Origin of the sequence: Streptomyces sp. NPDC059248, from assembly GCF_042753905.1 — a bacterium.
GTDB lineage: Bacteria > Actinomycetota > Actinomycetes > Streptomycetales > Streptomycetaceae > Streptomyces.
Window position 1 is genome coordinate 19071 of sequence record NZ_JBHYZV010000064.1, and the last position, 12028, is coordinate 31098.

Consider the following 12028-nt stretch of genomic DNA (forward strand, 5'->3'; position numbering starts at 1 on the left):
CGCCGCGGGGGCCGGACGCGTCCGGCGTCCGCAGGTGTTCTTCGGCCCGCGCGCCGGTGGGTACCTGTTACGGGGTCAGGCCGCGGAAGGTGAGGGCGAGGAGGCGGTCGGGGAGGTGGGGGTCCGAGGGGGACTGGTCCGCCGCGAGGGAGATGGCGTTGGTGAGCTGCATCAGGTCGTCGATCGACGCGTCCTCCCGTACCGCGCCCGCCAGCACTGCCCGCTCCAGCAGCCCCGCCCCCGCGTCGGTGAGGAGCGCGCAGGACGCGGAGAGCGCCGATTCGGTGTCGTGGGAGGCGGACATCAACGCCCCGGCCAGGCCCCGGTACTCACCGGAATGGGTGATCAGGGTACGGAGCCACTCGGCCAGCGCCTCCCGGGGATCCGGCGCGTCGCCGAGGGCCCGGGAGCGGTCCAGCAGCATGCCGACCGCGTCCTGGAAGACGGCGCTCATGATGGTGTGACGATTGGGGAAGTGGCGGTAGAGCGTGCCGATACCGACCCCGGAGCGGCGGGCGATCTCCTCCAGGGAGGCGTCCGTACCGTACTCGGCGAAGACGGCACGGGCCTCGGCGAGCAGCCGCTCGTAGTTGCGGCGGGCGTCGGCACGCATGGGCCGGGCCGCCGCCGGGCCGGGCTCCCGTCCCCCTTCCGCCCCGGTCGCGGCCACCGCCGTGTCCGGTGCTGTCGTCGTCCCCATCACGCCCCGTCCTCTCGGTCCACCCCGTCGCACCAGGATGCCATCCGGGTGACGTACGGCCGGACCGGTTGCCGCCCCGCCGCGCGTCGCGGGCGGTGGGGCGATGGGGCGGCGGGAATGCCCGAGGGCCCGCCGGGTCGCTGTGACCTGACGGGCCCTCGGTACGGCCGGTGCCGGTTCAGTCCTTGATCTCGCAGATCGTCGCGCCGGACGAGATGGACGCGCCGACCTCCAGGCTGAGGCCCTTGATCGTGCCCGAACGGTGCGCGTTCAGCGGCTGCTCCATCTTCATCGCCTCCAGGACGACGACCAGATCGCCCTCGGAGACCTCCTGGCCCTCCTCGACGGCGACCTTCACGATCGTGCCCTGCATCGGCGAGGCGAGGGTGTCGCCGGACGCGGCGGCCGATGACCGCTTGGCGGCCCGCCGCTTGGGCTTCGCCCCGGCGGCGAGACCCGTACGGGCCAGGGTCATGCCCAGATGCGCCGGGAGGGAGACCTCGAGACGCTTGCCGCCGACCTCGACGACCACCGTCTCGCGGTCCGGCTCCTCGTCCGCCTCGGCGTCGGCGGCCGCGGTGAAGGCGGGGATCTCGTTGACGAACTCGGTCTCGATCCACCGGGTGTGGATCCGGAAGGGGTCGCTGGTGAACGCGGGGTCGACGACCACGGCCCGGTGGAAGGGGATGGCCGTGGCCATGCCCTCCACCCGGAACTCGGCCAAGGCGCGCGCGGCCCGCTGGAGCGCCTGCTCGCGGCTGGCGCCGCTGACGATCAGCTTGGCGAGGAGGGAGTCCCACGCCGGGCCGATGACACTGCCGGACTCGACGCCCGCGTCCAGCCGGACACCGGGCCCCGAGGGCGGGTCGAAGACGGTGACGGTGCCGGGCGCGGGAAGGAAGTTGCGGCCGGGGTCCTCGCCGTTGATGCGGAACTCGAAGGAGTGGCCGCGGACCGGCGGGTCGTCGTAGCCCAGCTCCTCGCCGTCGGCGATCCGGAACATCTCCCGTACGAGGTCGAGTCCCGTGACCTCCTCGGTGACCGGGTGCTCGACCTGGAGGCGGGTGTTGACCTCCAGGAAGGAGATCGTGCCGTCGACGCCGACCAGGAACTCGACCGTGCCCGCGCCGACGTAGCCGGCCTCCTTGAGGATGGCCTTGGACGCCCGGTACAGCTCGGCGTTCTGCTCGTCGCTCAGGAAGGGCGCCGGGGCCTCCTCGACCAGCTTCTGGTGCCGGCGCTGGAGCGAGCAGTCACGGGTCGACACGACGACGACATTGCCGTGCTGGTCGGCGAGGCACTGGGTCTCCACGTGCCGCGGCTTGTCCAGGTACCGCTCGACGAAGCACTCGCCGCGGCCGAAGGCGGCGACGGCCTCGCGGACGGCGGAGTCGTACAGCTCCGGCACCTCTTCAAGGGTGCGGGCGACCTTCAGACCGCGACCGCCACCGCCGAACGCGGCCTTGATGGCGATCGGAAGACCGTGCTCCCGGGCGAAGTCGACGACCTCGTCGGCGCCGTCGACCGGGTCGGGCGTACCGGCGACCAGCGGGGCGCCCGCCCGCTGCGCGATATGCCGGGCGGCGACCTTGTCGCCCAGGTCGCGAATGGCGGACGGCGGCGGACCGATCCAGGTCAGCCCGGCGTCGATGACGGCCTGGGCGAACTCGGCGTTCTCCGACAGGAAGCCGTAGCCGGGATGGATCGCGTCGGCCCCCGAGTCCTTCGCGGCCTGAAGTACCTTGCCCATGTCGAGATAGCTGGCCGCCGGGGTGTCACCGCCCAGGGCGAACGCCTCGTCGGCCGCGCGGACATGCAGTGCGTCCCGGTCCGGATCGGCGTAGACGGCTACGCTCGCGATTCCGGCGTCCCGGCAGGCACGGGCGACGCGGACAGCGATTTCGCCTCGATTGGCGATGAGCACCTTGCGCACGATGGCTCCCTCCTTGAAACAAGCCGAGTTTAGGGACTGCCGACACGACCGTTCGACCCGTCCCCTAGGGTGAGCTTGCCCACACGGAGCGTGATTCGAGGCTTGCTCGAGTCGCGAAATCCCTTGTCGCACCACGGTACGACGGGTTGCTTATCCCAGACAGTAGCTCCGGTGTGTGGCGCGGGTCTCTGTCCGTGGGGCCAGTCGGCCAACCCCTTTCTTTGTGGAATCCCTACGAATGGCAGAACGATTCTTCTCATTCTCCGAGGTCGGACGGAGCCTGTCGCCCGGGACGGTCACGGGTGAGGGGTGCGACAGGGGGTGTGCCTCCGGTGTGCCTCCGCCGCGCCACGGGTGCCCGCCCGGCGCGGGGCGCGACATCTTGTCTCCGGGGCTACCCGTTAGTAGCGTGCCGCCCGCGACGGGCTCTTGCTTCCGGTTGGAGTAACGGTGATACGCAGACCGGTGGCCGCGGTCGCCGCGGTCGTCCTGGCCCTGGAGGCCATGGGCGTGGTGGTGATCAACGGCATCCTCGCCCGATTCGTGGACGTCCAGTCGATGTCCCTGGACGGTCTCGACCCCGGCACGATGGTCGTCGGCACCTGGGTGACCGGTGTCGGCACGGGCCTCTTCCTCGCGGCCTGCGCCGCGATCGCCCTCACCACCGCCGTCCGCGACCGCGCCCCCGGCCGCGTCGCCCGCGGCGTGCTGATCGCGGCGGCCGTCCTCCACGGGGCGCTCGGCGCCCTGACCGTCGGCCTGGTCGGCTGGACGGCCTTCGCCGTCGTGATGGCGGTCCTGGGTCTGATCGTGCTGCTGCTGATGTCGTACGACACCCCGCGCCGGGCCTGCCGCGCCACCACCCGCGACAACGGCGAAGGCCCCGATCCCGGCCCCGGCCCGGGCCCCGGACCCGCGGTCGGCGGGGCGGCGCCGGTGTGACCCGGGGACGCCCTCGTCGGGGGCGTCAGCCCCGCGGGATCCAGAGGTCGGTCACCGAGTGGCCCAGCTCCGTCAGGAGGGTGCGCAGCAGCGGCAGGGAGATGCCGATGACATTGCCGTGGTCGCCGTCGATCCCGTTGAGGAACGGCGCCGAGTACCCGTTGAGGGTGAAGGCGCCCGCCACGTGCAGCGGTTCGCCGGTCGCGACGTACGCGGCGATCTCGGCGTCCGACGGCTCACCGAAGCGGACCGTCGTCGACGCGGTGGCCGAGGCGATCCGGCCGGTGGCGGTGTCCGTGACGCAGTGGCCCGTGCGCAGCACCCCGGAGCGGCCCCGCATCGCCTTCCAGCGGGCCGTGGCTTCCTCCGCGTCCACGGGCTTGCCGAGCGCCTCGCCGTCCAGGTCCAGGACGGAGTCGCAGCCGATCACCAGAGCGCCCGCGACCTCGGGCCTGGCGGCGACGACCGCGGCCTTCGCCTCCGCGAGCACGAGCGCGAGTTCGGCGGGGGAGGGCGCGGTCAGGGCGTCCTCATCGACCCCGCTGACGATCACCTCGGGGTCGAATCCGGCCGCGCGCAGCAGCCGCAGCCGGGCGGGGGACGCGGAGGCGAGGACGAGACGGGGCACGGCGGGGCGGGGGGTGGCATGGGCGGTCATGCGGCCATGGTAGGCGGGGTTCGCCGCCGGATTACCCCATTCGGGGCAGGCCCGGGGTGATCACCTCAGACCCACCACGATCATCCCGAGCACCATGGCCAGCGCGAGCACGAGCCCGGCGCGGCGCAGCATGGCCTGCGTCTCGCGCAGCTCCTCGGGGGGTTCGTTCTTCGGATCGGACCACAGCATGTCTTCGATGGTGCCGGGCGAGCGGCGGTTACGCCTGAGTACGAGTACCTAATCGCCTCCCGCGGGGGCGCGGGATCCCATGGGCCTCGGGCCCATGGCCCTGTGTTCGCCCCCGGGGCCGTGGGGGCCCCAGCGCCTTGGTTGCCCGTGGCCGCGCAGTTCCTCGCGCCCCTGGAAACTCCACCTGCGGCCACCGACCGGGCGTGGGCGGGACTCGATGTCATGGCTACGGCGCCCCGCAGGGGAGCGGTGCTACCGGGGCCAGAAGGTGTGGGGCCAGGCGTTCGGGGACGGGGTGGGGAGCGGGGGGCGGGTGCGGTGGGCGGGGCGGGACCACTCCGAGACGGCCGGGGGCTCGTCTGGGTGGGGGGTGCCCGCGCCGAGGGCCCGGGCGCGGACCACCGCCAGCGCGGCCGCCAGCTCCTCCGGTGTCGGGTTGCCCCGTACGATCTTGATCATCATCGTGTCCGCCCCTCTTACAACGGAATGTTGCCGTGCTTCTTCGGCGGCAGGTTCTCCCGCTTGGTCCGCAGATGCCGCAGGCCCCGGACGATCTGCGCCCGGGTGTCCGACGGCACGATCACCGCGTCGACATAGCCCCGCTCCGCCGCCGTGTACGGGTTGAGCAGGGTGTCCTCGTACTCCGCGATCAGCCGCGCCCTGGTCTCCTCGCGCGCCTCGTCGTCACCCGCCTCGGCGATCGCCCTGCGGTGCAGGATGTTGACCGCGCCCTGGGCGCCCATGACCGCGATCTGCGCCGTCGGCCAGGCCAGGTTGAGGTCGGCGCCCAGGTGCTTGGAGCCCATGACGTCGTACGCCCCGCCGAACGCCTTGCGGGTGATCACGGTGATCAGCGGGACCGTCGCCTCCGCGTACGCGTAGATCAGCTTGGCGCCGCGCCGGATGATGCCGCCGTACTCCTGGTCGACCCCGGGCAGGAAGCCGGGGACGTCGACGAAGGTCAAGACCGGGACGTTGAAGGCGTCGCAGGTCCGGACGAACCGCGCCGCCTTCTCGGAGGCGTCGATGTCGAGACAGCCCGCGAACTGGAGCGGCTGGTTGGCGACGATCCCGACCGGCCGGCCCTCGACCCGGCCGAAGCCGGTGACGATGTTGGGCGCGAACAGCGTCTGCGTCTCCAGGAACTCCCCGTCGTCGAGGACGTGCTCGACGACCGTATGCATGTCGTACGGCTGGTTGGCGCTGTCCGGGATCAGCGTGTCCAGCTCGCGGTCCTCGTCCGTCGGCGCCAGACCGGCCTCCTCGGGGAAGGCCGGGGGCTCGGAGAGGTTGTTCGACGGCAGATAGGAGAGCAGGGACTTGACGTACTCGACGGCGTCCTTCTCGTCCGACGCCATGTGGTGCGCCACGCCCGATGTGGTGTTGTGGGTACGGGCTCCGCCCAGCGCCTCGAACCCGACGTCCTCACCGGTCACCGTTTTGATGACATCGGGACCCGTGATGAACATATGGGACGTCCGGTCGACCATGACCGTGAAGTCGGTGATCGCCGGGGAGTAGACCGCGCCGCCCGCGCAGGGCCCGACGACCAGGGAGATCTGCGGGATCACCCCGGACGCGTGGGTGTTGCGGCGGAAGATCTCGCCGTACATCCCGAGCGCGCTCACCCCCTCCTGGATCCGCGCGCCCCCGGAGTCGTTGATCCCGACGACCGGACAGCCGGTCTTCAGCGCGAAGTCCATCACCTTGATGATCTTCTGCCCGTACGCCTCGCCCAGCGCCCCGCCGAACACCGTGAAGTCCTGCGAGAAGACGGCCACGGGGCGGCCGTCGACCGTGCCGTAGCCGGTGACGACGCCGTCGCCGTAGGGCCGGGTCCCGTCGAGGCCGAAATTGGTGGAGCGATGCCGGACCAACTCGTCGAACTCGACGAACGAGTCCTCGTCCAGCAGCAGCGCGATCCGCTCACGGGCGGTCAGTTTCCCCTTGGCGTGCTGCTTCTCCACGGCCCGCGCCGAACCGGCGTGTACGGCCTCGTCGACCCGGCGCCGCAGATCCGCGATCCGGCCCGCCGTGGTGTGGGTGGTGCTGTCGTGCTGTTCCGGCTCTGACATCGGGATACGGCTCCCTGAACGCGACGAGAACGGGGGACGGGCGCCCGGCGGATCGTCGCCTTCGGCTACCGCTTCGTAGCGTATCGGCGGCGATACGCCCGCGCAGTGCGGCGTATGCCACACCTACGCTGGCTTGCATGACGTCTGAGAATGCGCCTGGAAACAGCCCCGGAGACCGGTCGGCGGAGGCCGGTGGGAACGGTCCCTGGGGCGATCTGGAGCGCCCGCCGCTGAACGGGTCCGCCCTCCGCAGGGCGCTCGTACGACCCGGTGGACTGTGGACGTCGCTCGATGTCGTCCCGGCGACCGGTTCGACCAACGCGGATCTCGTCGCCCGGGTCACCGCCGCCGGCGGCGAAGGCCCCGCCGAGGGCGCGGTGCTCGTCGCCGAGGAACAGACCGCGGGGCGGGGGCGGCTGGACCGGCGGTGGAGCGCCCCCGCGCGCTCCGGGATCTTCCTCTCCGTACTGCTGCGCCCCGGGCCGGACGTCCCGGTGGAGCGCTGGGGCTGGCTGCCGCTGCTCGCCGGGGTGGCCGCCGCGACCGGACTCAGCCGGTCCGCCGGGGTCGACATGTCCCTCAAATGGCCCAACGACCTGCTGGTGAAGGTCGACGGCGAGGAGCGCAAGACGGGCGGGATCCTGGTCGAGCGGGCGGGTGGCCCCGACAGCGCCGGCGGCGGCGCGGTGGTCGTCGGGATCGGGATCAACGTCGGCCTGCGCGCCGCCGAACTGCCCGTCCCCACCGCCGGGTCGCTGGCGCTCGCGGGCGCGGTCTCCACCGACCGCGATCCCCTGCTGAGGGCGGTCCTGCGGTCGCTGGAGCGGTGGTACGGCGACTGGCGGGCCGCGGGCGGCGACCCCACTCTGTCAAATGTGCAGGCGGCATATGCCGCAGGCTGTGCGACGCTGGGCCGTACGGTACGGGCCGAACTGCCCGGCGACCGGTCCCTGACCGGTGAGGCGGTGGCGCTGGACGGCGACGGACGCCTGGTCCTGGCCCTGGAGGGCGGGGAGCGGCAAGCCGTCGGCGCGGGCGACATCGTCCATCTCCGCCCGCTGCCGACCGGCTGAACGCGGACGGAGGCCGGCTGCGTTCGACGCCGTACGGCTAGGTACGGCGCCGCCGGCCCGGCGGGACGTGTCCTGTGCGCCGGGTACCGGACACGTACAGCGGTGTGATGCCTGGTCGGCGGCGTGCGGGGCGGGAACGGCGGCCGGTGGGGCACCCCCGCACGGCACCGGTTACCGGACGGCGGACCGGAACCGCAGCGGGGACGTGAGCCAGGGCACATCTGCCGTATCGTTGAGGCGATCGAGCGACAGAGCGGCAGGCAATTGCGCGGGGAAAGGGCAGGAGGCGGCTGGTGACCGTCGACGACACCAATTCCGGCGCGGGCGCGTCCGACGACTCCGGGCGTTCGGGCGGGGCCGACGCGGCGGCTCGTACGGGATCCGGTCAGGGCGGCCACGCGGGTCAGGGCGGCCAAGGTGGTTCCGGGGCGGCCGGTGCCGGGGCCGTACATCCCACCCCCCTGCACGCCGTCGACCACACCGCCGAACCCACCGACGACCCCCTCGCCATCCGGCTGGAACAGCTCATCCTCGGCGCCGAGCGGCGTTACACGCCCTTCCAGGCGGCGCGGACCGCCGGGGTCTCCATCGAACTGGGTTCCCGCTTCTGGCGGGCCATGGGCTTCGCCGACATCGGCCAGGCGAAGGCCCTGACCGAGGCCGACGTACTCGCACTGCGACGGCTGGCCGGTCTGGTGGAGGCCGGGCTGCTGAGCGAGCCGATGGCGATCCAGGTCGCCCGCTCCACCGGCCAGACCACGGCCCGGCTCGCCGAATGGCAGATCGACTCCTTCCTCGAAGGGCTGACCGAACCGCCCGAGCCGGGCATGACCCGTACCGAGGTCACGTATCCGCTGATCGAACTGCTCCTGCCGGAGTTGCAGGAGTTCCTCGTCTACGTATGGCGGCGCCAGCTCGCCGCCGCCACCGGGCGGGTGGTCCAGGCCGCCGACGACGAGGAGATGGTCGACCGGCGGCTCGCCATCGGCTTCGCCGACCTCGTCGGCTTCACCCGGCTGACCCGCCGGCTGGAGGAGGAGGAGCTGGGCGAACTCGTCGAGATCTTCGAGACCACCGCCGCCGACCTGGTCGCCGCGCACGGCGGACGGCTCATCAAGACCCTCGGCGACGAGGTGCTGTACGCCGCCGACGACGCGGGTACCGCGTCCGAGATCGCGCTCCGGCTGATCGACGCGATGCAGCAGGACGAGGTCATGCCGTCCCTCCGGGTCGGACTCGCCTTCGGGACCGTCACGACGCGGATGGGCGACGTCTTCGGGACGACCGTCAATCTGGCGAGCAGGCTGACGTCGATAGCGCCGAAGGACACCATCCTGGTGGACGGCGCCTTCGCCCTCGAACTGATCAGGACCGGCGACGCGCCCAAGTCCGAGACACAGGCGGCGGAGGAGGCCGCGGCGGCGGAGAAGGAGGGCGAGCCCCCGCCGCCGTACCGCTACGCGCTCCAGCCGATGTGGCAGCGCCCGGTCCGCGGCCTGGGCGTCGTCGAGCCGTGGATGCTCTCCCGGCGGCCGTGACGCGCGTACGGCCCGGGGCCCATGGCCCGCGAGTCACGTGCCGCACGGTCTTGCGGAGGCGCGGGGCGCGATGCCTATGATCCGGTGAACCGTCGTTAACCGGGAGGGTGTCGGATGTCCGTGCCGCCGTCGGGAGAGGCGCAGTCGCCGCTGCCCCCGCAGTCATCGCCCCCGCTCTCGCCGTCCTTCCTGGCCGCGGAGGTCGGCGCGGGCGGAACCGGCGACGAGGCACGGGAGCGGCGCTTCGGGGAGTTCGTCGTCGTCCGTACGCACGGTCCCGGCCATGTCGCCGAACTCGTCCTCGACCGGCCCGCCGCGATGAACGCGGTCTCCTCCGCGATGGCCCGGTCCGTCGCCGATGCGTGCGCGGCTCTCGCGGCCGACCCGGACGTCCGGGTCACCGTTCTGACCTCCTCCCACGACCGGGCCTTCTGCGTCGGCGCCGACCTCAAGGAGCGCAACGGGTTCTCCGACGCCGAACTCCTGCGGCAGCGCCCACTGGCCCGCGCCGCGTACACCGGGGTACTCGAACTGCCGATGCCCGCCGTCGCCGCCGTCCACGGCTACGCGCTCGGCGGCGGCTACGAACTCGCCCTCTCCTGCGATGTGATCGTGGCCGACGCGACCACCGTGGTCGCCCTCCCCGAAGTGTCGGTCGGGGTCATTCCCGGCGGCGGCGGTACGCAGCTGCTGCCCCGCCGGGTCGGCGCGGCCCGCGCCGCCGAGCTGGTGTTCACCGCCCGGCGGGTGGCCGCCGACGAGGCGCTGGCCCTGGGGCTCGTGGACCGGCTCGCGGAGGACGGCGGCGACGCCAGGACGGCGGCGCTGGCGCTGGCCGACCGGATCGCCGGGAACTCCCCGGTCGGACTGCGGGCCGCCAAGCGCGCCCTGCGGCTGGGGCAGGGACTCGATCTGAAGGCGGGCCTGGAGGTGGAGGACGCGGCCTGGCGGACGGTCGCCTTCTCCGGGGACCGGGCCGAGGGAGTGGCCGCGTTCAACGAGAAGCGGAAGCCGCGGTGGCCGGGTCAGTGAGCGGGTGGGTGAGCCGCTCGCCCGGCGATCGTCACCCTGGGTGAGATGACCCGGGCCAGTTCAACCGGCAGAAACCGGACATAGGTCCTTAGTCTGGGGTGATGGCTGAGGATCGGCGGCTGCGGGCCGTGGTGACACTGGCGCAGGCGATGGCCGCGGCGCAGACCCCGCGTGAGTTCTGGCGCGCGGCGGCACTGGGCGCGTGCGCCGCGCTCGACGGCTCCTTCGGCGCGCTCTCCGTCTGGGAGCGGGAGCTGGGCCGGCTGAGAGTGCTGGTGAACGCGGGGGCGCGGGCACCGGGCGAGGAGGAGTTCCCGGAGGCGGAGACGTATCCCGTCAACCGGTTCCCCGAGATCACCGAGTTTCTGCACGAGCGGTGGGCGGGCGGTGGTGAGCCCGAGGCATGGGTCGAGACGGCGGAGCCGGAGGAGCCGGAGGAGCCGGAGGAGACGGCACCGGTCGTGCCGGACCCCGGCCGGGACTCCGCGGTCCCCGAGTACGGGCCCCGGCCGGGCGCGATACGGGGCTACCGGCATCCGTCCGTCCCGCCGCCCGGCGGCGCGACGGGCAGGGCCGCGGCCCTGCGCCGCCGAAGGCGCGGCTGCTGCGTCGTCGCGCCGATCGTGCTCCACGGGCGCGCGTGGGGCGAGCTGTACGTGGCCCGGCCGCCGGGCGCGCCCGTCTTCGGCCGCGACGAGGCCCACTTCGCCACGGTCCTCGCGTCCGTCGTCGCCGCGGGTATCGCCCAGACCGAGCGTCTTGAGGAGGTGCGGCGCCTCGCCTTCACGGACCCCCTCACCGGGCTCGCCAACCGGCGCGCCGTCGACACCCGGCTGGACGAGGCCCTCGAACGGCACCGTGCCGACGGGACCGTCGTCAGCCTCGTGGTGTGCGACCTCAACGGGCTGAAACGGGTCAACGACACCCACGGCCACGAGGTCGGCGACCGGCTGCTGGAGCGGTTCGGCTCGGTGCTGTCCCTGTGCGGGGCGATACTGGCGGACGCGCTGGCCGCGCGGCTCGGCGGGGACGAGTTCTGTCTGGTGTGCGTGGGACCGGCGGCCGACGACGTCGTCCGGGTCGCGGACGAGCTGTGCGTCCGGGCGGCGGAGATGGAGTTGGGGGAAGGCGTCGCCTGCGGGGTGGCGTCGACGGGGGATCCGATCGGTCAGATCCGTACCGCGCGACGGTTGTTCCGGCTGGCGGACGCGGCGCAGTACCGGGCGAAGGCGGCGGGCTCGGCGAAGCCGGTGGTGGCGGGGCGGGACGGGGCGGTGCTGCGCCTCGCGGACGCCCCTGCGCGGCGCCACCCCCAGGACCGCCGCCGCTTCCGTGGCGTCCCCCCGGAGCCCCCCTGACAGCCCCGACGCCCTCCCGTGCGGGACCTCCAGCGCCGTGGCTCGGGCCCCGGGCCCCGGGACCGGACGCGTCCGGCGCCTACGGGTGCTCTTCGGCCCGCGGGCCGGTGGGTGGTTGTTCGCGCAGTTCCCCGCGCCCCTGGATCCTTCCGCTTCGCGGTTGGGTGCGGGCCGTCCATGGTTGCTCGCGCAGTTCCCCGCGCCCCCAAAAAACCTTCCCCTCCCGTGGCGGGCTTCGGGACAGGGGACAGGTAAGGATGACGTTGGTCGGGTGGATGTGGGGTGGCCCCCGCAGCCGTCGGCGGTACGGAAGCGGTCAGCGTTTCCAAGGAGCCGCGCACCGCCGACGGCGAGGAGGTCACCCCGGAGCCGACCGGCCCCACCCGCGCCAAGCAAGTACCCGCGCAAACCCCCGGAGCAACGGCCACCCCCACCACAGCCCCGCCGGCGACTGAGGCGCAGAAGCAACCCGCGCCCCGCGGGAAACCGGCACCCGGGCCACCGGGGGACCCCGCGCCGCGCGGGGGCGG

General features: G+C 73.0%; 11 protein-coding genes. 5 read left to right on the top strand and 6 right to left on the bottom strand.

Features of this window, described 5'->3' with window-relative positions; translation table 11 throughout:
• Positions 1 to 67: 67 nt before the first annotated feature.
• Both ACFXG1_RS24650 and ACFXG1_RS24655 read right to left on the bottom strand, forming a co-directional pair.
• Positions 68 to 613, bottom strand: a complete 546-nt coding sequence (locus tag ACFXG1_RS24650; RefSeq protein ID WP_384712360.1) for a TetR/AcrR family transcriptional regulator — start codon at positions 611 to 613, stop codon at positions 68 to 70.
• 265 nt (positions 614 to 878) lie between these two features.
• Complete coding sequence (locus ACFXG1_RS24655) at positions 879 to 2633, bottom strand: acetyl/propionyl/methylcrotonyl-CoA carboxylase subunit alpha (protein WP_384712334.1); 1755 nt, start codon at positions 2631 to 2633, stop codon at positions 879 to 881.
• A 450-nt stretch (positions 2634 to 3083) separates the two neighbouring features.
• Between ACFXG1_RS24655 and ACFXG1_RS24660 the strand changes: the two genes are divergently transcribed.
• Positions 3084 to 3575, top strand: coding sequence for a hypothetical protein (locus ACFXG1_RS24660; protein ID WP_384712337.1), 492 nt, complete (start codon positions 3084 to 3086; stop codon positions 3573 to 3575).
• Positions 3576 to 3600: 25 nt separating this feature from the next.
• On the opposite strand, the gene ACFXG1_RS24665 is transcribed toward ACFXG1_RS24660, so the two are convergent.
• The 4 genes from ACFXG1_RS24665 to ACFXG1_RS24680 all read right to left on the bottom strand — a co-directional run bounded on the left by ACFXG1_RS24665 (position 3601) and on the right by ACFXG1_RS24680 (position 6497).
• On the bottom strand, positions 3601 to 4233 hold the full coding sequence (locus tag ACFXG1_RS24665; protein ID WP_384712340.1) for a Maf family protein: 633 nt from the start codon (positions 4231 to 4233) through the stop codon (positions 3601 to 3603).
• A gap of 60 nt (positions 4234 to 4293) precedes the next feature.
• Complete coding sequence (gene mmpB / locus ACFXG1_RS24670) at positions 4294 to 4422, bottom strand: morphogenic membrane protein MmpB (protein WP_384712343.1); 129 nt, start codon at positions 4420 to 4422, stop codon at positions 4294 to 4296.
• Positions 4423 to 4674: 252 nt separating this feature from the next.
• The gene (locus tag ACFXG1_RS24675) at positions 4675 to 4884 is read right to left on the bottom strand and encodes an acyl-CoA carboxylase epsilon subunit (RefSeq protein WP_384712346.1); all 210 of its coding nucleotides are present in this window, start codon (positions 4882 to 4884) and stop codon (positions 4675 to 4677) included.
• 14 nt (positions 4885 to 4898) lie between these two features.
• Entirely contained in the window at positions 4899 to 6497 is a 1599-nt protein-coding gene (locus ACFXG1_RS24680; protein WP_384712349.1) for an acyl-CoA carboxylase subunit beta, read from the bottom strand.
• A 137-nt stretch (positions 6498 to 6634) separates the two neighbouring features.
• On the opposite strand from ACFXG1_RS24680, the gene ACFXG1_RS24685 reads away from it, so the two are divergent.
• From ACFXG1_RS24685 to ACFXG1_RS24700, 4 genes are all read left to right on the top strand, one after another.
• Complete coding sequence (locus ACFXG1_RS24685; protein WP_384712352.1) at positions 6635 to 7570, top strand: biotin--[acetyl-CoA-carboxylase] ligase; 936 nt, start codon at positions 6635 to 6637, stop codon at positions 7568 to 7570.
• A 461-nt stretch (positions 7571 to 8031) separates the two neighbouring features.
• Complete coding sequence (locus tag ACFXG1_RS24690; RefSeq protein ID WP_384712363.1) at positions 8032 to 9108, top strand: adenylate/guanylate cyclase domain-containing protein; 1077 nt, start codon at positions 8032 to 8034, stop codon at positions 9106 to 9108.
• A gap of 114 nt (positions 9109 to 9222) precedes the next feature.
• Positions 9223 to 10140, top strand: coding sequence for an enoyl-CoA hydratase/isomerase family protein (locus tag ACFXG1_RS24695; protein WP_384744569.1), 918 nt, complete (start codon positions 9223 to 9225; stop codon positions 10138 to 10140).
• Between the two features lie 101 nt (positions 10141 to 10241).
• Positions 10242 to 11498: a diguanylate cyclase gene (locus ACFXG1_RS24700; RefSeq protein WP_384712357.1), complete on the top strand. Its 1257-nt coding sequence runs from the start codon at positions 10242 to 10244 to the stop codon at positions 11496 to 11498.
• Positions 11499 to 12028 lie beyond the last annotated feature (530 nt).

Excerpts from the sequence above, each read along its gene's own strand:
- ACFXG1_RS24650 (WP_384712360.1), bottom strand. The coding sequence starts at position 613 with ATGCGTGCCGACGCCCGCCGCAACTACGAGCGGCTGCTCGCCGAGGCC.
- ACFXG1_RS24665 (WP_384712340.1), bottom strand. The coding sequence starts at position 4,233 with ATGACCGCCCATGCCACCCCCCGCCCCGCCGTGCCCCGTCTCGTCCTC.
- mmpB (WP_384712343.1), bottom strand. The coding sequence starts at position 4,422 with ATGCTGTGGTCCGATCCGAAGAACGAACCCCCCGAGGAGCTGCGCGAG.
- ACFXG1_RS24675 (WP_384712346.1), bottom strand. The coding sequence starts at position 4,884 with ATGATGATCAAGATCGTACGGGGCAACCCGACACCGGAGGAGCTGGCG.
- ACFXG1_RS24680 (WP_384712349.1), bottom strand. The coding sequence starts at position 6,497 with ATGTCAGAGCCGGAACAGCACGACAGCACCACCCACACCACGGCGGGC.
- ACFXG1_RS24685 (WP_384712352.1), top strand. The coding sequence starts at position 6,635 with ATGACGTCTGAGAATGCGCCTGGAAACAGCCCCGGAGACCGGTCGGCG.
- ACFXG1_RS24695 (WP_384744569.1), top strand. The coding sequence starts at position 9,223 with ATGTCCGTGCCGCCGTCGGGAGAGGCGCAGTCGCCGCTGCCCCCGCAG.
- ACFXG1_RS24700 (WP_384712357.1), top strand. The coding sequence starts at position 10,242 with ATGGCTGAGGATCGGCGGCTGCGGGCCGTGGTGACACTGGCGCAGGCG.